Annotated in this window: 20 protein-coding genes; 5 read left to right on the forward strand and 15 right to left on the reverse strand. The window is 69.1% G+C overall.

Features of this window, described 5'->3' with window-relative positions; all coding sequences use genetic code 11:
- Positions 1-6: 6 nt before the first annotated feature.
- Both U9J23_RS16920 and U9J23_RS16925 read right to left on the reverse strand, forming a co-directional pair.
- Positions 7-693 (reverse strand): response regulator, encoded by a 687-nt coding sequence (locus tag U9J23_RS16920; protein WP_085470041.1) that lies wholly within the window; start codon positions 691-693, stop codon positions 7-9.
- Positions 690-2012, reverse strand: a complete 1323-nt coding sequence (locus tag U9J23_RS16925) for an ATP-binding protein (protein WP_253250020.1) — start codon at positions 2010-2012, stop codon at positions 690-692. Before U9J23_RS16925 ends, U9J23_RS16920 begins: the two co-directional genes overlap by 4 nt.
- A gap of 97 nt (positions 2013-2109) precedes the next feature.
- Here U9J23_RS16925 and U9J23_RS16930 point away from each other — a divergent pair, with 97 nt between their 5' ends.
- Positions 2110-3585 (forward strand): PspC domain-containing protein, encoded by a 1476-nt coding sequence (locus tag U9J23_RS16930; protein WP_059382401.1) that lies wholly within the window; start codon positions 2110-2112, stop codon positions 3583-3585.
- Positions 3578-3811 carry a hypothetical protein gene (locus U9J23_RS16935; RefSeq protein ID WP_059382356.1) on the forward strand — a complete coding sequence of 78 codons (234 nt, stop codon included), beginning with the start codon at positions 3578-3580 and terminating at the stop codon, positions 3809-3811. The genes U9J23_RS16930 and U9J23_RS16935 overlap by 8 nt, the downstream gene beginning before the upstream one ends.
- A 139-nt stretch (positions 3812-3950) precedes the next feature.
- On the opposite strand, the gene guaA is transcribed toward U9J23_RS16935, so the two are convergent.
- From guaA to guaB, 4 genes are all read right to left on the reverse strand, one after another.
- A complete protein-coding gene (gene guaA / locus U9J23_RS16940) occupies positions 3951-5525 on the reverse strand; it encodes a glutamine-hydrolyzing GMP synthase (protein WP_059382357.1) in 1575 nt (524 codons plus the stop codon).
- 67 nt (positions 5526-5592) lie between these two features.
- Complete coding sequence (locus U9J23_RS16945; protein WP_059382358.1) at positions 5593-7317, reverse strand: GMC family oxidoreductase N-terminal domain-containing protein; 1725 nt, start codon at positions 7315-7317, stop codon at positions 5593-5595.
- Between the two features lie 181 nt (positions 7318-7498).
- The gene (locus U9J23_RS16950; protein ID WP_059382359.1) at positions 7499-8632 is read right to left on the reverse strand and encodes a GuaB3 family IMP dehydrogenase-related protein; all 1134 of its coding nucleotides are present in this window, start codon (positions 8630-8632) and stop codon (positions 7499-7501) included.
- A 71-nt stretch (positions 8633-8703) separates the two neighbouring features.
- Entirely contained in the window at positions 8704-10227 is a 1524-nt protein-coding gene (guaB, locus tag U9J23_RS16955) for an IMP dehydrogenase (RefSeq protein ID WP_059382360.1), read from the reverse strand.
- A gap of 260 nt (positions 10228-10487) precedes the next feature.
- Here guaB and U9J23_RS16960 point away from each other — a divergent pair, with 260 nt between their 5' ends.
- The gene (locus tag U9J23_RS16960) at positions 10488-10898 is read left to right on the forward strand and encodes a DUF5319 domain-containing protein (RefSeq protein ID WP_006550077.1); all 411 of its coding nucleotides are present in this window, start codon (positions 10488-10490) and stop codon (positions 10896-10898) included.
- Positions 10899-10991: 93 nt separating this feature from the next.
- Here U9J23_RS16960 and U9J23_RS16965 read toward each other — a convergent pair whose 3' ends face one another.
- The 3 genes from U9J23_RS16965 to U9J23_RS16975 form a co-directional block, all read right to left on the reverse strand.
- Entirely contained in the window at positions 10992-12068 is a 1077-nt protein-coding gene (locus U9J23_RS16965) for an anti-sigma-D factor RsdA (protein WP_145709401.1), read from the reverse strand.
- A complete protein-coding gene (locus U9J23_RS16970) occupies positions 12061-12639 on the reverse strand; it encodes a sigma-70 family RNA polymerase sigma factor (protein ID WP_019288580.1) in 579 nt (192 codons plus the stop codon). The genes U9J23_RS16965 and U9J23_RS16970 overlap by 8 nt, the downstream gene beginning before the upstream one ends.
- 126 nt (positions 12640-12765) lie before the next feature.
- On the reverse strand, positions 12766-13704 hold the full coding sequence (locus U9J23_RS16975; RefSeq protein ID WP_326598990.1) for a hypothetical protein: 939 nt from the start codon (positions 13702-13704) through the stop codon (positions 12766-12768).
- 525 nt (positions 13705-14229) lie between these two features.
- Between U9J23_RS16975 and U9J23_RS16980 the strand changes: the two genes are divergently transcribed.
- A complete protein-coding gene (locus tag U9J23_RS16980) occupies positions 14230-14523 on the forward strand; it encodes a WhiB family transcriptional regulator (RefSeq protein WP_106199152.1) in 294 nt (97 codons plus the stop codon).
- Positions 14524-14759: 236 nt separating this feature from the next.
- On the opposite strand, the gene groL is transcribed toward U9J23_RS16980, so the two are convergent.
- Positions 14760-16370, reverse strand: a complete 1611-nt coding sequence (groL, locus tag U9J23_RS16985) for a chaperonin GroEL (protein ID WP_272267138.1) — start codon at positions 16368-16370, stop codon at positions 14760-14762.
- 87 nt (positions 16371-16457) lie between these two features.
- Positions 16458-16760 (reverse strand): co-chaperone GroES, encoded by a 303-nt coding sequence (groES, locus tag U9J23_RS16990; RefSeq protein ID WP_006550071.1) that lies wholly within the window; start codon positions 16758-16760, stop codon positions 16458-16460.
- A gap of 311 nt (positions 16761-17071) precedes the next feature.
- Between groES and U9J23_RS16995 the strand changes: the two genes are divergently transcribed.
- Positions 17072-18823: an Hsp70 family protein gene (locus U9J23_RS16995; RefSeq protein WP_326598998.1), complete on the forward strand. Its 1752-nt coding sequence runs from the start codon at positions 17072-17074 to the stop codon at positions 18821-18823.
- A 39-nt stretch (positions 18824-18862) separates the two neighbouring features.
- Here the strand turns inward: U9J23_RS16995 and tsaD are convergent, their stop codons facing one another.
- The 4 genes from tsaD to tsaE form a co-directional block, all read right to left on the reverse strand.
- Entirely contained in the window at positions 18863-19891 is a 1029-nt protein-coding gene (gene tsaD / locus U9J23_RS17000) for a tRNA (adenosine(37)-N6)-threonylcarbamoyltransferase complex transferase subunit TsaD (RefSeq protein WP_088897727.1), read from the reverse strand.
- A gap of 44 nt (positions 19892-19935) precedes the next feature.
- A complete protein-coding gene (gene rimI, locus U9J23_RS17005) occupies positions 19936-20451 on the reverse strand; it encodes a ribosomal protein S18-alanine N-acetyltransferase (protein WP_145693357.1) in 516 nt (171 codons plus the stop codon).
- Complete coding sequence (tsaB, locus tag U9J23_RS17010; RefSeq protein ID WP_106199146.1) at positions 20448-21116, reverse strand: tRNA (adenosine(37)-N6)-threonylcarbamoyltransferase complex dimerization subunit type 1 TsaB; 669 nt, start codon at positions 21114-21116, stop codon at positions 20448-20450. The genes rimI and tsaB overlap by 4 nt, the downstream gene beginning before the upstream one ends.
- Positions 21117-21195: 79 nt before the next feature.
- On the reverse strand, positions 21196-21654 hold the full coding sequence (gene tsaE, locus U9J23_RS17015) for a tRNA (adenosine(37)-N6)-threonylcarbamoyltransferase complex ATPase subunit type 1 TsaE (protein ID WP_088897626.1): 459 nt from the start codon (positions 21652-21654) through the stop codon (positions 21196-21198).
- Positions 21655-21671: the final 17 nt, after the last annotated feature.

Raw genomic sequence — 21671 nt, forward strand, 5'->3', positions numbered from 1 at the left:
CCACCCTCAGTCGATACGGCGCCGGTGCGCCCACCGGGTCAGCGCGTTGCGGTTCGACTGCTGTGTCTTGCGCAGCACGTTCGACGCGTGCGTCTCGACGGTCTTCACCGAGATCACGAGTTCCTCGGCGATCTCGCGGTAGGTGTAGCCGCGAGCGAGCAGACGCAGCACCTCGAGTTCGCGCGGCGTCAGCGAGTCGAGTTCGGGATCGAGGGGCGGTTCAGGTGCGGCCGACCGGCCGGTGAACGAGTCGAGCACGAAACCGGCCAGACGCGGGCTGAACACGGCGTCTCCCCCGGCGACCCGCCGGACGGCGTCGGCCAGATCCGGGCCGGAGATCGTCTTCGTCACGTACCCGCGGGCGCCCGCGCGGATGACGGCGATGACGTCCTCGGCCGCGTCGGACACGCTGAGTGCAAGGCAGACCGGGCCGTCCGGGATCCGTTGGAGGACGGCGACACCGCCGCCGTCGGGCATGTGGACGTCGAGGAGCACGACATCCGGTTTGCTCGCCTCGATCCCGGCGACGGCCTCGGCGACTCCTCCGGCCTCGCCGACGATCTCCATGTCGGCCTCGCGCCCCAGTTCGGTGCGCACTCCGGAGCGGAAGACCGCGTGGTCGTCCACCAGGAAGACACGATAGGGACGGTTGTTCTCGGTGGCATCGGAGGATGTCGCCGGAATCGAAGTCACTGTGTCTGCTCCTCGGGGTGGGGGTCGTTCACCCCCCACTCTAAGGTCGACTCGGTGTCCTGTTCGCGTTCGGTATCCGTCCGGCCGGCGCGCGGCACATGGATGCGCACCTCGGTTCCCTTGCCTGGACTCGACTTCACGACCGTCCGGCCGCCGCGACGTTCGATGCGCGCCCGGATGGACTTGGCCAGCCCCTGCCGGTCGGTCGGCACCTCGTCGGGATCGAATCCGACGCCGCGATCGCGCACGAACACGCTCACCTGATGCGGTTCCACCTCCGCGAAGAGGTCGACGCTGTCCACCCCGGCGTGCTTGGCGGCGTTGACGAGTGCCTCGCGGGTCGCGCCGAGCACGGCGGTCGCGGCCTCCGGGGTCAGATCGCTGTCGTCCGGCGCGACGTCGCCGACGATGACGGGTTGGACGGACAAGCCGTACTGGTCCTCCACCTCACCGGCGATGGTGCGCAGCGTCTCGGCGAGAGAGGTACTCGGCGTCTCGTCCCCGCCGAACAGCCAGCGGCGCAGTTCGCGTTCCTGGCTGCGCGCGAGCCGCACGACCTCCTGCTGGTCGCCCGCCTGCTTCTGGATGAGCGCGAGGGTCTGGAGCACCGAGTCGTGCAGGTGCGACGCGATCTCCTCGCGCTCCTCGTTGCGCACCCGGGCTGCACGTTCGGTTTCGAGGGCACGCCACATCCGGATCCACAGCGGAACCGACAGCAGGGCCGCACCGACCAGCGTGACCACCACGGCGACCAGCGACGACCGCAGCGCCGCGACGTCGACCTGCGCGATGACCATCACCCCGAGTCCGGTGACGACGAGGGTCAGGCCGCCGAGTACGCGGGCCCACGTGAGGACCGTCGGGTGCGCGGGCAGGCCGAGTACCGATCGGGGACCTTCGACGTCGAATTCGCGCCATACGAGCGCCGCACCGACGACCACCACGACGATCGGCAGCACCACGCCTGCCGCACCACCGCTGAACAGCCACGAAAGGCCCACCGCCAGGCCGATACCCATGAAGGCGAGGCCGATGGCGCGGCGACGTTCGGGGCCGGTGGGACGATCGGTGTCGGAGCCGGGGGGCACGAACATCCACAGCAGGCCGTAGGCCGCGATCCCGAAGCCGCCGAGGGCGGCGAGCACCGTGAACGCGACCCGCACCTTGGTGGCGTCGATGCCGAGATGATCGGCGACACCACCGGCCACACCACCCACGATGCGACCGCCCACCCGCCGTTCGAGGCGGGGAACGGTCACGGGTAATCCAGGTACCGGTTGCACACCTCGATACTGGCACGGAGATCGCCGGCCCGGCATCGGGGACGAACCCTGATGTCCGGGTTCCGATCGGACCCTCGGAAATCAGGGTTGGTCCCTGATGTGCCGCGCGCAGAAGCCCAGCAGGATGGGTGCCATGGACACGAGGAGCTTTCAGGACCAGGTGGCGGACATGTGGCGGACCCGCCCCGTGCGTCTGCCGAAGGAGGGGCACATCGCGGGTGTGTGCTCGGGTATCGGAGTGCGCTACGGCGTCGATCCCGTGCTGATCCGTGTCGTCTTCGTCGCGTCGGCGTTGTTCGGCGGTGGCGGTCTCGTCCTCTACCTGGCTGCCTGGCTGATGTTCCCCCGTCACGGCGACCAGGTCTCCTCGCTCGAATCGCTCGTCGGGCGGGGTCCGAGCTCGGACTCGACCACCAAGGTCGTCGTGATCCTCGTGGCCCTGGCGATCGCGGCGGGCGCCATCGGACCGGTGGGTGCGGGTTCGGGTGGTTCGGGATTCATCGGAACGCTCCTGTTGCTCGGCGGCTGGTGGCTGCTCTATCAGCGGCGTCCCGAACCGCCGGTACTGCCGGCGCCCGAGGGAACGTCCTTCCCCACCCAGGGGGCCTTTCCTCAGCCTCCGGTGACGAACTCGTACTGCTCCCCGTGGGGCGCGCACACCGGTGCATGGAACATGCACGCGGGTCCGGCGGCCACGGCGACACCGAGCGCGGAGGCGACCCCGCCTGCGCAGGCCACCGACGCGACGGAGGCCATGGACATCACCGACGCCTCGGCCACCGGCACCCCCGCCCAAGGCACCGACGCCCCTGCTCCGGGCACCGGAACCACAGCGTCCACCGATACGACGGAGAGGAAGACGTCCCCGATGCCCGACCTACGCAAGGACACCGACGTTCCGCTCCCGGGTGTCGACGAGCTCACGCCCCACCGTTCGGCACCGCCGGCATGGGATCCCCTCGGGGTCGCCCCGTTCGCATGGGATCTGCCCGAGCCGGCGCCGAAACACGAACCCGCGGTCGTCACGAATCGTCGCTCGCGCCTGACCACGACGGTTCTCGGCCTCGCCGTGATCGCCGCTGCCGTGACCGGCGCGCTCGGCGCCGCCGCCGACCTGGCCTGGGTGACCCCCGCCCGGGTGGGTGCCGTGGCCCTCGCGGTCATCGGTCTGGGCCTGCTGATCGGCGCGTTCCTGCACCGTGGTCACGGACTGCTCGTCGTCACCGGTCCCCTGCTGGGATTCGTCGTCCTCGCCTCGATCGCCGGACCGGTCGACACCTCGAACTGGGGTAACCGGACCTGGGCTCCGACCAGCGCCGACCAGCTCGAGCCCGAGTACAGCTTCCAGTTCGGGGCGATGACCCTCGACCTGCGGGGACTCGAACTCACCGAGGACCGGACGGTGCAGGTCGACGGCCGCTTCGGCAGCGTCGAGGTGCTGCTTCCGGAGAACCTCGACGTCCGCGCCGACTGCACGGTCGGCCCCGGTGAGATCAGGGGATGCCCCGCCCCCGGCATCGACGGCGGCGCCGACGGAGTCGACGACGGGCCGGTTCTGAACCTGAACGCGAACATGGAATTCGGATCTCTGGAGGTGCGTCGTGGCTGATCACGAAACCGGAACACACACCGAGGATCGGGCCGAGCGCACCCGCAAGGGACCGTCGCTCCTGCTCCTCCTGGCCGCACTGGCAGCGCTGGTCGTGAGCGGATGGGCCATGATCGGACCGTTCTCCGTCGAGTTCCTCGCAGCCGTCGACCTCGGGTGGGTCCTGGTGGGCGCGGCCCTGCTGATCGGAGCGGTGCTGGTCTTCCTCCCCAACCGCCGGAGGTAGCCACCCACCTACACGACGTCCCCCGGACCTGATCGGTCCGGGGGACGTCGTCGTCTCACCGCCTCCGGTGAGCGAGGATCACTCCCACGCAGTCACACGCGAGTGGGATCACTCCCACTCGGCCACACGCGAGTGAGGATCACTCCCACTCGATCGTTCCCGGGGGCTTGCTCGTCACGTCGAGCACCACTCGGTTGACCTCCGCCACCTCGTTGGTGATGCGGGTGGAGATCCGCTCGAGGGTCTCGTAGGGCAGGCGCGTCCAGTCGGCGGTCATCGCGTCCTCGCTGGAGACCGGGCGCAGCACGATCGGGTGACCGTAGGTGCGGCCGTCGCCCTGCACACCCACGCTGCGGACGTCGGCGAGCAGCACGACCGGGCACTGCCAGATCTGTCCGTCGAGGCCGGCGGAGGTGAGCTCCTCGCGGGCGATCGAGTCGGCGCGGCGCAGGATCTCGAGGCGGTCGCGGGTGACCTCACCGATGATGCGGATGCCGAGGCCGGGGCCGGGGAACGGCTGGCGGCCGACAATCTCCTCGGGCAGGCCGAGCTGACGTCCGACCGCGCGCACCTCGTCCTTGAACAGCAGTCGCAACGGCTCGACGAGCTCGAACTCGAGGTCCTCGGGAAGTCCACCGACGTTGTGGTGGCTCTTGATGTTCGCGGTGCCGGAGCCGCCGCCGGACTCCACGACGTCCGGGTACAGGGTGCCCTGCACGAGGAACTTCACGGTCTCGCCCTTGTCGGCGCCCTCGCCGAGCACCTCGGAGACCGCGCCCTCGAAGGACCGGATGAATTCACGGCCGATGATCTTGCGCTTGGTCTCGGGGTCGGTGACGCCGGCGAGCTCGCGCAGGAAGGTCTCGGATGCGTCGACGGTGATCAGGCGGGCACCCGTCGCGGCGACGAAATCCTTCTCGACCTGCTGCCGTTCACCCTCGCGCATGAGACCGTGGTCGACGAACACACAGGTCAGACGGTCGCCGATGGCGCGCTGCACCAGTGCGGCCGCCACAGCGGAGTCGACACCGCCGGACAGGCCGCAGATCGCACGTCCGTCGCCGATCTGCTCACGAACCTGCTCGACGAGCGCGTCGGCGATGTTCGCTGCGGTCCAGTCGCCCGGGATCCCGGCGATGTCGTGCAGGAACCGGCTCAGCACCTGCTGGCCGTGGGGCGAGTGCAGAACCTCGGGGTGGTACTGGACACCGGCGAGGCGGCGGGCGCGGTCCTCGAACGCCGCGACCGGGGCGCCGGCGCTGGTGGCCGTGACCTCGAAGCCCTCGGGAGCCTCGGTGACACCGTCGCCGTGGCTCATCCATACGGGCTGCGTCTCGGGCAGGCCGTCGTGCAACACACCTCCGGACACCGACAGCTCGGTGCGGCCGTACTCGCGCGAGCCGGTGTGCGCGACCGTGCCGCCGAGCGCCTGCGCCATCGCCTGGAAGCCGTAGCAGATACCGAAGACGGGGACGTCGAGATCGAACAGCGAGGGATCGAGGCGCGGTGCGCCCTCCTCGTACACGCTGGCGGGGCCACCGGACAGCACCACTGCGCGCGGATTCTTCGCCGCGATCTCCTCGACACCGGCCGTGTGCGGCACGACCTCCGAGTAGACGTTGGCCTCACGAACGCGCCGAGCGATCAGCTGCGCGTACTGAGCTCCGAAATCGACGACGACGACCGGTCTGGACTGCTGGCTTTGCGACGACACCCGAACAGTCTAAGCGGCCGCGCCGGGTGTTCCCGACGCGGCCGCTCATCCGATCGTTTCCGGGTCGCTACGCGACGCCGCTGTGCTTGACCTCGACGACCGGCAGTCGCAACGCACCGGGCGCGTCGACGGGCACCACCGGGTTCTTCGGTTCGACCGGCGCGACACGACGGTAGGGCTGTCCCTGCTCGGGACGCTGGTCGTCCTCACCCTTGTTGGGCCACAACGACGCAGCGCGTTCGGCCTGCGCCGCAATGGTGAGCGAGGGGTTCACGCCGAGGTTCGCGGAGACCGCGGCCCCGTCGACGACGCTCAGCGTCGGATAGCCGTGGACGCGGTGGTACGGATCGATCACCCCGTGGTCGCGATCGGATCCGATCACGGCACCGCCGAGGAAGTGTGCGGTGAGCGGAATGTTGAAGATCTCACCCCACGTGCCGCCCGCGACACCGTCGATCTTCTCGGCGATGCGGCGCGTTGCCTCGTTGCCGGCCGGGATCCAGGTGGGATTCGGCTGCCCGTGGCCCTGTTTGCTGGTGACCTTGCGACGGCCGAACAGACCCTTGGTCGTGTAGGTGGTGATGGAGTTGTCGAGGTTCTGCATCACCAGCGCGATGATGGTGCGCTCGCTCCACCGGTGCACCGAGAGCATCCGCAGCATCTTCACGGGGTTCCGCGCGACTTGCCCGAGGAACTTCACCCAGCGCGGGGTGCGTCCGTCGCCGTCGGTCATGAGGGTCTGCAGCAGGCCCATCGCGTTCGATCCCTTGCCGTACCGCACGGGCTCGATGTGCGTGTCGGGGGTGGGATGGAACGACGAGGTGATCGCGACACCCTCGGTGAGCTTCAGATCGGGGTCGATCCTCATCTTCCCGGCACCGACGATCGATTCGGAGTTGGTGCGGGTGAGTTCGCCGACCTTGTCGGACAGCTCGGGCAGCGCACCGGTGTCCTTGAGGTGGTGCAGCAGGTGCTGCGTGCCCCACGTTCCGGCCGCGAGGACGACGTGCGCGGCCGTGTAGGTGCGCCGCCGCTTGCGGACCCACGCGCCGGTGCGTTCGGTGATCACGTCCCAGGTGCCGTCGGCGGCCTGCCGGAGATCGGTGACGGTGGTCAGCGGGACGATCTCGGCTCCCGCACTCTCGGCGAGACCCAGATAGTTCTTCACGAGGGTGTTCTTGGCACCGTGCCGGCAACCGGTCATACACTCGCCGCACTCGATGCAGCCGGTGCGGTCGGGGCCGGCGCCGCCGAAGTAGGGATCGGCCACGGTGCGGCCGGGTTCGCCGAAGAAGACGCCGACGGGGGTCTGGACGAAGGTGTCTCCGACGCCCATGTCCTCGGCGACGGACTTGATGACCTTGTCGGCGTCGGTCATCCGTCCGTACTGCACCACGCCCAGCATGCGCTTGGCCTGCTCGTACCAGGGGCTGAGCTCGTCGTGCCAGTCGGTGATGCCGGCCCACTGGCGGTCCTCGAAGAAGGCTGCCGGCGGCTTGTACAGGGTGTTGGCGTAGTTCAGCGACCCGCCGCCGACGCCCGCGCCGGCGAGGATGAGGCAGTCGCGTAGCAGGTGGACACGCTGGATGCCGAAGCAACCGAACTTCGGCGCCCAGAGGAAGCGGCGCAGGTCCCAGCTTGTCTTCGCGAAGTCGGCGTCGGCGTAGCGACGACCGGCCTCGAGAACGCCGACCTTGTAGCCCTTCTCCACCAGGCGCAACGCCGTGACGCTTCCACCGAAACCCGATCCGACGATCAGGACGTCGTAGTCCGTGACCCGTTGCTTACCCATGGAACCTCCAGCGACGAGAGTTGTTACCGGCCAGTATGCACCTCGGCGGTGTGACTACAGGCACAGCTCCGACTCTACCCGTTACGTGGAGTTGCACGAAAACCATGGGCGAAAACGCCGATGGCCGGTCACCGCGTCCTGCGACGCTGTGACCGGCCATCGGGATGTACCGGGAAGGTCTTTATCCGCGAACGGACAGACCGACCTTCTGGAATTCCTTCAGATCGGAGTATCCGGCCTTCGCCATCGATCGACGCAGACCACCCACGAGGTTGAGCGAGCCCGACGGATCGTCGGACGGGCCGAACAAAACCCGGCCGAGGCCCGGTCGTTCGTCCTCTGCGATCCGGACGGCAGCGCCGCGCGGCATCGACGGATGTCCGGCCACCGACGGCCAGTACCAGCCCTTGCCTGCGGCCTCCTCGGCGAGAGCCAGCGGCGCGCCGAGCACGACCGCGTCGGCGCCGCACGCGATCGCCTTCGCGAGGTCGCCGGCATTCTCGATGTCGCCGTCGGCGAGCACGTGGACGTAGCGGCCACCGGTCTCGTCGAGGTAGTCGCGCCGGGCCGCAGCGGCGTCGGCGATGGCGGTGGCCATCGGGATGCCGATGCCGAGCGAGGAAGACGTGGTGGTCGCCTGCTTCGTGGAGCCGAAGCCGACGATGACACCGGCCGCACCCGTGCGCATCAGGTGCAGCGCGGTGCGGTGATCGCTGACACCACCGGCGATGACCGGCACGTCGAGCTCCGAGATGAACGTCTTGAGGTTCAGCGGCTCGTCCTCACCGTGGGCCACGTGCTCGGCCGAGATGATGGTGCCCTGGACGACGAGGAGATCGATACCCGCCTTCACGAGCTCGGGCGTGAGCGCCCGAGCGTTCTGCGGGCTGACGCGAACCGCGGTGGTGACACCCGCATCCCGCACCTGTGCGACGGCGGCGGCCAGCAGATCACCCTGCAGCGGAGCCGCGTGCAGCTCCTGCAGGTAGCGGACGGCCGCGCGCGGATCCGTGCTCGCGATCTCCGCGAGACGGGCCACGACGGCATCGACATCGGCATGGCGACCCCACAGGCCCTCGCCGTTGATGACGCCGAGACCGCCGGCCTTGCCCAGCTCGATCGCGAAGGTGGGCGACACCAGCGCGTCGGTGGGATGCGCCAGCACCGGGATGTCGAAACGGTAGGCGTCGATCTGCCAGGCCGTCGACACCTCCTTCGACGAACGCGTCCGGCGCGACGGGACGATGTCGACGTCGCCCAGCTCGTACGTACGTCGGGCCGTGCGACCCATGCCGATTTCAACGAGGTCGCGCACGCGCGCCCCTTTCTCCTCTTGGACGATGCTCCCGTCCTACTCGGAACGGGACCCTGCTGCGGACGCGAAAACTACCGGACCACGTAGTTCGGTGCCTCGGCGGTGATCGTGATGTCGTGCGGGTGGCTCTCCTTGAGGCCGGCGGCGGTGATCTGCACGAACTGCGCTTCCTGCAGTTGCTCGATCGTCGTCGCGCCGGTGTAGCCCATCGCTGCACGCAGACCACCGATGAGCTGGTGCGTGACCTGCTGCAGCGGACCGCGGAACGGCACACGTCCCTCGATGCCCTCGGGCACGAGCTTGTCCTCGGAGAGCACGTCGTCCTGGAAGTAGCGGTCCTTCGAGTACGACTTGGCCTCGCCGCGGCTCTGCATCGCGCCGAGCGACCCCATGCCGCGGTAGCTCTTGAACTGCTTGCCGTTCACCAGGATCAGCTCACCCGGCGACTCGGTGGTGCCGGCGAGCAGCGAACCGAGCATCGCGGTGGACGCACCGGCCGCCAGGGCCTTGGCGACGTCGCCGGAGAACTGCATACCGCCGTCGGCGATGACCGGCACGCCGTGGGCGCGCGCCACCGTGGACGCCTCGAGGATCGCCGTGATCTGCGGCGCGCCGACACCCGCGACGACACGCGTGGTGCAGATCGAGCCGGGGCCGATACCGACCTTGACCGCGTCGACACCGGCGCCGATGAGCGCCTCGGTACCCGCGCGGGTCGCGACGTTGCCGCCGATGATCTGCACGCGGTCGCCGACCTCGGTCTTGAGCTTGGAGATCATCGACAGCACGTTGGCCGAGTGGCCGTGGGCGCTGTCGACGACGAGGACGTCGGCTCCGGCGTCGACCAGCGTCATGGCGCGGGTCCAGGAGTCGTCGCCGACACCCACGGCGGCGCCGACGAGCAGGCGGCCGTCGCGGTCCTTCGTGGCGTTGGGGTGCTGCTCGGTCTTGACGAAGTCCTTGACGGTGATCAGGCCGGTGAGCTTGCCCTGACCGTCGACGATCGGCAGCTTCTCGATCTTGTGGCGACGCAGGAGACCGAGCGCGGCCTCCGCGGTGACGCCTTCGCGGGCCGTGACCAGCGGAGCCTTCGTCATGACCTCGGCGACCGGGCGGTTCTGGTCGACCTCGAACCGCATGTCGCGGTTGGTGATGATGCCGACGAGCTGACCTTCGTCGTCGGTCACCGGCAGACCCGAGATGCGGAATCGCGCACACATCGCGTCGACCTCGGCCAGCGTGTCGGTCGGCTTGCAGGTGACGGGATCGGTGACCATGCCGGCCTCCGACCGCTTGACGGTCTCGACCTGCCCGGCCTGCGTCTCGGTAGGCATGTTGCGGTGCAGCACGCCCATGCCGCCGGCCCGGGCCATCGCGATGGCCATGCGGGACTCGGTGACGGTATCCATCGCGGAGCTGACCAGCGGGATCCGCAGACGGATCTCGCGGGTGAGCTGACTCGACGTGTCGACCTGACTCGGGACGACGTCGGAAGCCGCGGGAAGCAGCAGCACGTCGTCGAAGGTCAGACCCAGCATTGCGACCTTGTTCGGGTCGTCACCGCCGGTGTGCACGCGCCCTCCGGTACTACTCATGCGGTTCGGACCCTCCGTGACAGTCGATGGGAGCGGACGGCAGAACCGTCCGGCAGCGGGAATGAATGAAGGCAGTGCACGCTCGTCGCACCGACGGGCGGTTGGAGAGCGGCACGCACCCATTCATGTTATCTGCTCCGGGGAACAAGCTCGGCTCCCACCCTGTTCCCTGATGTTCGTCACATCACCTCGTGTGATTTCACGGCGTGTCCCCTGGCGACCGCTGGCGCAGACCCCCTCGGTCTGCGTACCGTGGAGTCGTGCGTGATCAGTTGCCTCCCGGACTCCCACCGGACCCGTTCGCAGGAGACCCCGACGATCCGTCCGCAGCACTGGACGCGATCGAGCCGGGCCAGCCCCTGGATCCTGCGGAGCGGCTCGCGGTGGAAGAGGACCTCGCAGACCTGGCCGTCTACGAGGCGCTGCTGGCTCCCCGCGGCGTCCGCGGACTCGTGGTGTGCTGCGAGGACTGCCACCAGGACCACTACCACGACTGGGACATGCTGCGGGCGAACCTGCTGCAGCTGCTCGTCGACGGCACCGTCAGACCGCACGAGCCGGCCTTCGATCCGTCACCCGACGCCTATGTCACCTGGGACTACTGCCGCGGCTATGCGGATGCGTCCATGAACGAGGCTCTTCCCGTCGACCCCTACGGTCTGGATTCCTGAGTCCTTCCGCCCACTGCGAACCACGCATCACGGCACTTCGACAAGAGAACGGGCCCGGCAGCATCTGCTGCCGGGCCCGTTCTCTCGTTGGTTCTACTCGCCTTCCGGCGTCGTGAGCGACGCCGGCGCCATATCGGCGGCGGGCCCGTCCTGCGTCGACCGCGGCGACGACGCGGTCGTGGTGGGTGCAGTGGTCTGGGACTCCGACGTCGCCGGCGGCGGTTCGCTCGGCGCAGGTGACGGCTGCGTGCTGGAAGACGACGACGGCGGCGCGGTCTGCGACGGCGTGGACGTGTCGGACACCGGAGGCGGCGCCTGCAGGATGGTCGGATCCACGGTCGACGACGACGTGGGCGGCGCGGTGGTGCCCGTGTCGGTACCCGTGCCCGTCGTGGGAGCGGGCTGCTGACCTTCCGTGCCGGGTGTCGTGACCGGCGGCGGAACGACGGCGCCCGGAGCCACCGGTACCTCGGGTGCCACCGGCACCGCCGGCGGCGGAGGCACCTGCGGAATCAACCGGCCGAGTTCCTCGGCGAGGCGTTCCAGCCAGTCGCCGAGCGCATCGCGCTCCTCCGCGTCCCGGACATCGCCGGAACGGGACTCCGCGGACGTCAGCAACTCGCGTGCTTCCTCCGTGTTGCCCTCGGCGATGAGTTGTTCTGCACGTTCCAGGGTGGATGTGGTGTCGATCCGGGCCTCGGTGGATTGCGCCTGCTCACTGAACACGACCTGCTTGACGCCCCACAACGGGTCGCCGGGTTCGGCGCCGTAGGACACCGCGGTCGCGCTGCCGACGGCGACGGCGACGAGCGCTGCTGCACCTGCGAGCGGACGGAGCAACCGGAGTTGCCCCTTCGATCTCGGGCGCAGAGGGGTGACCTCCGGGGCCGGAGCGAGCGTTTCCCGTGTTCCCAGTTCCCGGTGGACGGCGGCGACCACTTCGTCGAGGTCGGGGCCGGCGGGCATCGGTTCGGCGAGGATCTCCGCACGCCAGTCGGCGAGCAGCGTGGCAAGTTCGTACTCCTCTGTGTCCTTCGTCTCGACGAGCCCGTTACCGGAGATCGCGTCGATCAGCGCGTCGTCACGGCGCACGGCGGCGAGGTCCACGGAGGTTTCGTCGTCGGGAAATTCGTCGTCGAAGCCGTCGCCCGAGAAACGCCCCCTACCCATTCCGCTCACCTGCTCTCGTGACTTCCTTCTTGAGTCTCGCGATGGCCCGGTGCTGGGCCACCCTGATCGCTCCTGCAGTACTACCCACAGCTGCGGCCGTTTCCTCGGCCGACAATCCCATGACGAGACGGAGGATGAGGATCTCGCGCTGCTTCTCCGGCAGGATGCCCAGCAGCTGCTTCATCTGCCGGCCCGCCTCGGAGTTGATCGCGTATTCCTCGGGGCTGTCGTCGAGCGACATCACCTCCGGCACATCCGCCACGGGTTCCGCGCGGTTGCGGGCCGCACTGCGGTGCGCGTCGGCGACCTTGTGAGCAGCGATCCCGTATACGAACGCCATGAAGGGGCGGCCTTGGTCCTGATATCTCGGCAGAGCGGTCATCACGGCCAGGCACACCTCCTGTGCAACGTCGTCTGCAGAGAGCTGGCCGCGCTCTGCAGATCCGACCCGTGCGCGGCAATACCGCACGACGAGGGGCCGGACACTTGCAAGAACCTGAGCGAGAGCCGCCCGGTCGCCTTGCGCAGCCGCAGCAACCGCGGAGTCCAGCTCCTCACCCATAACAGTCATCGATTGCGCAAGTCCTGGCGTTACAGACGGCACCACCCCCCGGGCGGGCTTCCACCTGACCGTGGAACACCCCCAGAGTAACTACAACGACGACCGGTCGGGTCATCCCCCGCGCGCGAGTGGAACTCAGCAGGCGGACGAGGTCACGAACCGGCCCCCACGCCCGACGATGGTGGTCGCGCAGATATCACGGACGCGACCCGCATCGAGATCACGGACGCGACCCGCATCACCCCCTCCGAGTCCGTCGAGGAGCATCGCCGCGGCCCATTGCAACGGAACCAGTCCGTGTTCCTCCGCGCGCGCGAGGACGTCGGCGGCCAGTTCCACGGCCGGACCGGGGTCGGGCAGTCCGGTCAGAGAGGCCGCCCGCACGAGGTCGGACTTCACGGCGTGCCGGATCGATCCGAATCCGTCCGCGAGTTCCACCGCGCGGTCCGCCCGGCTGCGAGCACGGGTGAAGTCGCCTGCCGCGAGAGCGGATTCGGCCCCGACCCACGCGAGACGGATCCGCTGCCGAACGAAGGCCTTCTCCCCCGCTTCCGATTCGGCAGCGTCGAGCGCGGCTGCGCATCGGTCGAGGAGCGACCCGCAGACCGCGAGACGGCCCCGCCCGAGCGCATCGGCCGCCAACCCCGTGGCGGCGTCGCACCATGCAGCGACAGCAGCGGCGTCGCGCGATGCAGCGACAGTGTCGGCGTCGCGCCGTGCGGCGACAGTGTTCCCGGAGCCGGTTCGCAGCGACCCCGCCTCTACGAGAGCACGTCCGTCCAGCACTGCGGCGGCACGATGCCCACCCAACTGACGGAGGAGGGAGGCCTCGGTGCTCGCTCCGAACGACGACCACACTGCTCCGGTGCCACGCACTCGGGTGAGCTCGGCCCGCGCGGCGGCGTAACGCCCCTGCCCACCGAGCGCGACGGCCCGCAGCCAGCTCTGTTCGGGTCCGTGCGCCGCGGGGAGCGGATGTGCCCCCGGCGTCGGACCGAAGGCCGCGGCGACCAGGATCGCGTGGCGGTCGGACGGTGTCGGTGCCGCCTCCGGGCGGGCGTCGGGATGTGCCATCGCGGAATCATCGCACCAGCGGATTCCGGCGATACGCGGGGCTCCGGGGCCGACGCCGGGCATTTGTCGGAGAGAAATTCTCACCGTGAGCGCAAATAGTCTCGACGATTGGAACGCAGGGATGCACAGAAGACATTTCCGAACATTTTGTTAAACATCGCGTTAAAACATGCGTGGCGCATGTAAGGTGCCGACCCGGCCCTCCGAGCCCGAGTCGGAGCCACCTTCGGCCACCGAAAGTCCGGGTTACCAGCGAGTAAGGGACCTTCGACCCACGTCGGGAGCGGACAATACCCCGGATCGCCCCCGCCCGCAGCGCACAGGCACGACTCCTCACGAAAGTAAATATTTCCGCGGTTAAATCTTGGCCGTTCGGTTATGGACTATCCCACTCGTCGAAAATATTGACGACGAATCGATACAGATCCTACGGTGAGTTTGTTTGATTCGGATCACAGCGGGAATCCCGATGTGTCCACGGTCCGCTCGCACAACTCACGCGAGCTTGCTGCAAAGGAGTGCCACATGCCTGCACCACACACACTGCCCGGCCCCAACGCGGACCTCTGGGATTGGCAGATGCACGGCAAGTGTCGTGGTGTGGACTCCTCGGTGTTCTTCCACCCCGACGGAGAGCGCGGTCGTGCCCGCGCCCAGCGGGAGAACCGCGCGAAGGAGCTGTGCCGCACCTGCCCCGTGCTGGCCCGTTGCCGCGACCACGCCCTCGCCGTCGCCGAACCGTACGGCATCTGGGGTGGCATGTCGGAGACCGAACGGGAGATGTACACGAGGCAACGACGGCGGAAGATCGCCGTGTGAGGCGCTCACCCGCCCCGTGACGAAGCCGTCACGATCGTGACCATGTCGACACGACCGTGACGGTACGACCGGGAGGCCGGCTGGAGGAGATGCGTCGATACGACCGTCGATACGACGAAGGCCCCGCAGGGAATGCGAACATTCCTTGCGGGGCCTCGCTGTATCCGTGCCGACCGGAACGACTTTCACGTCCGGGGCGGCCTACGGACCCGCTGGGCGGGTCCGCGGCCGGTCGCTCAGTGAGCGTGGCCGTGGCCGTGGCCGGCCTCGGCGTCTTCTTCCGGCTTGTCGACGACGGCGCTCTCGGTGGTGAGCACCATGCGTGCCACCGACGCGGCGTTGACGACGGCGGAGCGCGTCACCTTCACCGGATCGACGACGCCCTCGGCGACGAGGTCGCCGTAGGTGAGGGTCGCGGCGTTGAAGCCCTTACCGCTCTCGGCAACCTTGCTCACGACCACGGCACCGTCGATGCCGGCGTTCGTGGCGATCCAGTACAGCGGCGCGGTGAGCGCGGTGCGCAGCGCAGCGACACCCGTGGCAGCGTCGCCGGAGAGGGACGCCTGGAGCTCCTCGAGCGAGTGCGCGGCCTGAACGAGAGCCGAACCGCCACCGGGGACGATGCCCTCCTCGATGGCCGCCTTCGCGGCGTTGACGGCGTCCTCGACGCGGAACTTGCGCTCCTTGAGGTCCGTCTCGGTCGCAGCACCCACGCGGATGACGGCGACGCCACCGGCGAGCTTCGCCAGACGCTCTTCGAGCTTCTCGCGATCCCAGTCGGACTCGGTGGCCTCGATCTCGCGACGCAGCTGGGCGGCGCGTGCCTCGATGTCCTCGGCCGTGCCGGCACCGTCGACGATCGTGGTGCTGTCCTTGGTGACGACGACGCGGCGGGCCGAACCGAGCAGGTCGAGTCCGGCCTCCTTGAGGGTCAGGCCCAGATCGGAGTTGATGACCGTACCCGCGGTGACGACGGCGAGGTCCTCGAGGAACGCCTTCCGACGGTCACCGAAGTACGGAGCCTTGACGGCAACGGCCTTGAGGGTCTTGCGGATCGCGTTGACGACCAGGGTCGACAGCGGCTCGCCCTCGATGTCCTCGGCGATGATCAGGACCGGCTTGCCGGACTCCGCGATCTTCTCGAGGAGCGGGAGGAAGTCGGGAAGCGAGCTGATCTTCTCGCGGTAGAGCAGGACGAGCGCGTCCTCGAGGACTGCTTCCTGCGCCTCGATGTCCGTGATGAAGTAGGGCGACAGGAAGCCCTTGTCGAACTGCACGCCCTCGGTGACGACCAGTTCGGTGTGCAGCGTGGAGGATTCCTCGACGGTGACGACACCGTTCTTCCCCACGCGGGTCAGCGCCTCGCCGACCATCTCGCCGATCTCCTCGTCGCGCGAGGACACGGTGGCGACCTGCGCGATGGCGGTCTTGCCCTCGACGGGAGTGGCGGACGCGAGCAGTGCCTCGCTCACCTTGTCCGCACCCTGGGCGATACCGGCTCCGAGCGAGATCGGATTGGCGCCTGCGGCAACGTTCTTCAGGCCGGCCTTGACCAGCGCCTGGGCGAGAACGGTCGCGGTGGTGGTGCCGTCACCCGCGACGTCGTTGGTCTTGGTCGCGACACTCTTGACGAGCTGGGCGCCGAGGTTCTCGAACGGATCCTCCAGCTCGATCTCACGGGCGATGCTCACACCGTCGTTCGTGACGGTGGGACCACCGAATGCCTTGGCGAGCACGACGTGCCGGCCACGCGGGCCGAGCGTCACCTTGACGGCGTCGGCCAGCTGGTCGACACCGCGCTCGAGAGCCCGGCGCGCGGTCTCGTTGAACTCGATTTGCTTGGACATGTTCTGCGACTACTCCTGGACTCGGATGTTCCCCAACGTATTCCGCCCCGGGTCCGAAACGGGACACCGGGGCGGAATGCAAGCGGCCTACTTGGCGACGACAGCCAGGACGTCGCGCGCAGACAGGATCAGGTACTCCTCGCCGGCGTACTTGATCTCGGTTCCGCCGTACTTGCTGTAGATGACGACGTCGCCTTCCTTGACGTCGAGCGGGATGCGCTTGTCGCCATCTTCGTCCCAGCGGCCGGGGCCGACGGCGACGACGGTGCCCTCCTGGGGCTTCTCCTTCGCCGTGTCCGGGATGACCAGGCCGGAGGCAGTCGTCGTCTCGGCCTCGTTGGCCTGGACGAGGATCTTGTCCTCGAGCGGCTTGATGTTCACGCTCGCCACGATGAGCCCTCCACTTTCAGGGGTAATGGGGTCCGAGAACCGGTGTTCTCGAACACGGGTGTGTTCAGTCATCACGGTGACTCCGCACGCGTCCCGTCGTCGCGGGTGCCGGGCCGGCGCTCGGTGTCACTAGCACTCTATACACGCGAGTGCCAGCGCTCAAGGGCAACGGGTGCAAACACGCCGACCTGCATCGAACCCGGCGTCATGTTACGGTTGAATAACGGAAACCCATGAGCGTGATCGTTCGGTGACCTCAGCCGAGGTAGGCCCTGGACGCCTGGTCGTCGATCACGCACGGAAGGTGAACAATGCCCACGTCGCTCGGCATCTCCGTCGGCGCCTCCGGCGTCGGCTCGGCCCTGCGCGTCGATGCTGCACACGCGCCCACAACGGAATTCCGCAGACTCGCCTCCGAGTCCCAGCCCGGGCGCGATCTCGGAGATCTCGTCTTCGACGCCGTCTCGCTCACGTCTCCTCGCGGAACCGCCCGCGGAGCCGACGGCCCCGACATCATCACGGTCGCATACCGCACCGAGGAGCAGGCGAACGAGATCCGCACGGCCGCCGAGCGGACGGGCCACATGGTCCGTCTCGTTCCGGAGACCACCGCCGCCCTCGAATACCTCTACACCGTGGGAGTCCGTCGCGAACCCGGCGCGATCGCGCTCGTGGACATCGGAGCCACCGGCACGACCGTCTCCGTCCTCGACCGCGAGACCGGCACCCTGCTGCGGTCCGCACGCACCGAGACCGTCGGCGGCGATGCCCTGACCGCACGTGTACTCGATCATGTCCGCAACGCCACCGAGCGGATGCGCACCCGGCGGCAGATCGACCCCGGCCTGCTGGCGGCCCGGTGCCAGGGTGCCCAGGAGGCCCTCTCCTCGGCGCCGACGACCCGCATCGACATCGCCGAGGCCGGTCCCGACGCGACGGTCACCCTCACCCGCGCGCAACTGGACGAACTGACGACCGATCTGGCCGACGAAGCGGCGGCGTTCACCCGGCGCATCTGCTCGAGCACCGATCCGGTTCCCGAGACCATGGCCCTCATCGGAGGTGCTGCCGCGTCCCCCGTCCTCGCCGCGGCGATCTCGGCGGAGTTCGACGGCGAGATCGTCACCGTCCCCGAGCCGGGAGCGGCTGCCGCGATCGGTGCGGCACTGTCGGCCGATTCCGCGTCCTCGGTCGGATACACCGTGGTCGGTGCCCTGTCGCGCACCGGCAACCGATCCTCGGGTCGTGTCTCCGGTGCGGTCGCCGGGCTCCTGGTGCTCAGTGCGATCATGGCCGGCTTCGCCACCCAGCACTTCACCGAACGCGAGAGCAGCGACGCCCAGGTCTCGCCGCGTTTCACGAGCGGCGACGTCCCCACGCAGGAGGCCGGTCCCGGCGAGTCGGCCGTCCCGTCCCACGACCCGCCGCCCGAACCCGTGACGTCCCGGAGCACCCAGGACGCACCCACGCCGACGACGGTTCCCTGGCCGTTGCCGACCGTCGAGCACACCGTTCCGTCGACCCAGGATCCGTGGCCCACCGCGCCCGAGTCGACGAGCACCACGGTGACGCCCACCCCGATCGATCAGGTGCCGACTCCCGGGTCGACAGCGGAGGAAGAGTCCGAGACGGACCGACCGCTCACATCGCCGGATTCCGAGACCGCACCGAGGCCCGATCCGGACTCCACGGCTCCGGACACGACCTCTCCGGACACCACGGCACCGGACACCACCGCTCCCGACACCACGGCACCGGACACCACCGCTCCCGACACCACCGAGCCGACGACACCGCCGGAGACGACGAGCCCTGCGCCCACCGATCCGGAGACGACCGAACCGAGCACCGGTGTGAGCCCGACACCCCCGTCGACCACATCGCCGACCGAGTCGCCGTCCGCATCGTCCACCGGTGCATATCCGACCGACGTGTCCTCGACGATCGCGTCCGTCACGGAGGAGAGCACGACCGTGCCGTCCACCGGACAGACCACGACGGGCGACACGACCACCGGAGAGACCACCACCGGCTCCGGGACCTCGGAGATCGCTCCCACCTAGGCAGCGCGCCCTCCTCGGGTGGCAGTCGGTCGGGAACGGTCAGGCCACGATCTGCGACACCGACACCGACAGGCCCGGATCCGTCGCAGCGCCCAGCGAGGACGGCTGCGCCCCCGCGGCGATGAGATGCGCGCCCAGCGACGCGATCATGACGCCGTTGTCGGTGCACAGCTTCGGTCGCGGCACACGCAGGGTGATACCTGCGGCAGCGCACCGTTCCTCGGCGAGTTCGCGGAGCCGGCTGTTGGCGGTCGCTCCGCCACCGAGGACGAGCGTGTCGACACCGAGATCCTGGGCGGCCCGCACGGCCTTCATGGTGAGCACGTCCGCCACCGCCTCCTGGAAACCCGCAGCGACATCGGCGACCGGCACCGGTTCGCCCGCACGTTCCTTCGCCTCGACGAAGCGGGCCACCGCGGTCTTGAGACCGGAGAACGAGAAGTCGTGACGCGCGTCGCGCGGACCGGTCATACCCCGCGGGAAGACGACCGCGGTGGGGTCGCCCTCCCGGGCCAGCCTGTCGACCTCGGGACCGCCCGGATAACCGAGTCCCAGAAGCCGCGCGACCTTGTCGAAGGCCTCACCCGCGGCGTCGTCGACGGTGGTGCCGAGTTCGACGATGGGCTTGCCGAGATGTTCGACGTGCAGCAGATGTGTGTGGCCACCGGAGACGAGCAGCGCCACGCAGGGCGGCATCGGTCCGTGCTCGAGGGTGTCGACCGCGACGTGGCCCGCGAGGTGGTTGATCGCGAAGAACGGCACGTTCCACGCTGCCGCGTAGGCCTTGGCGGCGGCGACACCGACGAGAAGTGCTCCCGCGAGGCCCGGCCCGATGGTCACGCACACCGCGTCCGGCTTCTCGATCCCGGCCTCGTCGAGGGCGCGCCGCATCGTCGGCACCATGGCCTCGAGGTGGGCGCGGGATGCGATCTCCGGCACCACACCGCCGAAGCGGGCATGCTCGTCCACGCTCGACGCGACGGCGTCGGCCATCAGCTCGAGGGTGCCGTCACCCACCCAACGGACGATGCCGACACCGGTCTCGTCGCACGAGCTCTCGATGCCCATCACGACGGGGCGCTCGGGCAGCTCGAATCGGGGGCTGATGGTGCTCACGCCGGTGACTCCTCTCGCGGGTCCGGACGACGCATCGTGTACGCGTCCGCGCCGCTCGGCTGGTAGTAACGCTTCCTGGTTCCGACGATCTCGAAGCTCTCACGCCGGTACAGGGCGATCGCCGCGTCGTTGTCGGTGCGTACCTCGAGGAAGACCGGCCCGCCCCAGCGGTCGGCGACGGCCAGTAGCTCCCCCAACAGGGCTCCGCCGATCCCCCGGCGGCGCGCCGCGGGGTCCACGCCGATGGTGTGCACCTCGGATTCGGGTTCGATGGCCGTACCGAGTCGCGCGAGTCCCGCGTAACCGATCAGCCGGCCCTGGGGGTCGCGCGCGGCGAAGTAGCGGTTGTGGGGCGAGGCCAGCTCCGAACGGAAGGCGTCGGCGCTCCACGGGTCGTCGCCGGGGAACAGGATCTGTTCCAGTTCGGCGCAGCGGGGTGCGTCCTCGGGGCGCAGTGCGTCGATGACGACCGCGTTCTCGGCGGCCGGATTCTCGTCGGGTGTGGCGTTCATGCTCGGCGGTTCGCGGTCTCCACCGCGTCGGGACGACGCAGGTACAGGGGCACGAGCGGCTCCGGTTCGGCGTCCGCGCACAGGGCGTCGGCGGCAACGGTCACCAGGCCCGCCGGGGACGGCGTCTGCACGTCCACCGCCGGAAGGTCGAACAGCGCGACGTGCGTCGGCGAGCCGGCCACCCGCACCGACGGCTCGGCGGGCACGTCGGCGGGCTTGCGCACCTCGGGTCCTTCGACGCGGCGGCCGCCGGAATAGCGTGCCCAGTAGACCTCGCGCCGACGGGCATCGGTGACGACGAGCAGATCGGCGTCCGTACCGTGTTCCCGGTGGACGTCCGCGGCGATCGCGTCGAGGCTGCACACACCGTGCACGGGGATGCCGAGAGCATCACCGAAGGCCGCAGCGGTGGCCATGCCGACGCGGAGACCCGTGAACGGGCCTGGTCCGATGCCGACGACGATCGCGTCGAGATCGGTGGGTGCGGCGCCGGCCTCGGCGAGACATTCGAGGATCTGCGGGGTGAGGACTTCGGCGTGCGCTCGCGGATTGTCGAGCACGCGCGCGGCGACCGTCTCGGGCCGGGGATCGTCCCGACCGCGGTCGAGACGGACGACTCCCGAGGTCACGGCGGGGGTGGCGGTATCGACGGCGAGCACGAGCACGATGTACCAGCCTACCCCGCACGACCTGCCCGGTCGGTGCGCAGTGACGGAAGCCACCGGCATGTGGGCTTCCGCTGGGTCAGCCGATCCACTCCCACGAGGCACGGCGGACGTCGGTGCCCGGGTCGCGCCGGAGCCGGACCCTCAGATGCCGTTCGGCGAGCTGTTCGACCAGGCCACCGCCCCATTCGACCACCACGACGGTGTCGGTCAGGTCGGTGTCGAGGTCGAGCGCGTCGAGTTCGTCGAGGGCGTCCGGGCCGTCGCCGAGACGGTAGGCATCGACATGGACGAGCCCGACCGGTTCGCGTCCCTCCGGACTACCGGGACGGTGTTCGCGGGCGATGACGAAGGTCGGGGAGGTCACGCGTCCCTCCACCCCGAGGCCGGCGGCTATCCCACGGGTCAACGCCGTCTTACCCGCGCCGAGCGGTCCGTCGAGCACGACGAGGTCGCCGGCCCGCAACTCGGCTGCAAGCCGCCGCCCGAACGCCTCGGTGTCCTCCACGGTCGGCAGTTCGATGGTCTGCTCCCCCACCTGTGGCCCACTCGATT

The organism is Rhodococcus sp. PD04 (assembly GCF_035918275.1).
In the GTDB taxonomy this organism is placed as follows: domain Bacteria; phylum Actinomycetota; class Actinomycetes; order Mycobacteriales; family Mycobacteriaceae; genus Rhodococcus; species Rhodococcus rhodochrous.

Bases quoted from the DNA above. Each gene is read 5' to 3' on its own strand.
- rimI (WP_145693357.1), bottom strand. From the start codon at position 20,451: ATGAACGCCACACCCGACGAGAATCCGGCCGCCGAGAACGCGGTCGTC.
- U9J23_RS16980 (WP_106199152.1), top strand. From the start codon at position 14,230: ATGCCTGCACCACACACACTGCCCGGCCCCAACGCGGACCTCTGGGAT.
- U9J23_RS16975 (WP_326598990.1), bottom strand. From the start codon at position 13,704: ATGGCACATCCCGACGCCCGCCCGGAGGCGGCACCGACACCGTCCGAC.
- guaB (WP_059382360.1), bottom strand. From the start codon at position 10,227: ATGAGTAGTACCGGAGGGCGCGTGCACACCGGCGGTGACGACCCGAAC.
- U9J23_RS16965 (WP_145709401.1), bottom strand. From the start codon at position 12,068: ATGGGTAGGGGGCGTTTCTCGGGCGACGGCTTCGACGACGAATTTCCC.
- U9J23_RS16930 (WP_059382401.1), top strand. From the start codon at position 2,110: ATGGACACGAGGAGCTTTCAGGACCAGGTGGCGGACATGTGGCGGACC.
- U9J23_RS16925 (WP_253250020.1), bottom strand. From the start codon at position 2,012: ATGCCGGGCCGGCGATCTCCGTGCCAGTATCGAGGTGTGCAACCGGTA.
- tsaD (WP_088897727.1), bottom strand. From the start codon at position 19,891: ATGGGCATCGAGAGCTCGTGCGACGAGACCGGTGTCGGCATCGTCCGT.
- U9J23_RS16945 (WP_059382358.1), bottom strand. From the start codon at position 7,317: ATGGGTAAGCAACGGGTCACGGACTACGACGTCCTGATCGTCGGATCG.
- groL (WP_272267138.1), bottom strand. From the start codon at position 16,370: ATGTCCAAGCAAATCGAGTTCAACGAGACCGCGCGCCGGGCTCTCGAG.
- U9J23_RS16995 (WP_326598998.1), top strand. From the start codon at position 17,072: ATGCCCACGTCGCTCGGCATCTCCGTCGGCGCCTCCGGCGTCGGCTCG.
- U9J23_RS16970 (WP_019288580.1), bottom strand. From the start codon at position 12,639: ATGACTGTTATGGGTGAGGAGCTGGACTCCGCGGTTGCTGCGGCTGCG.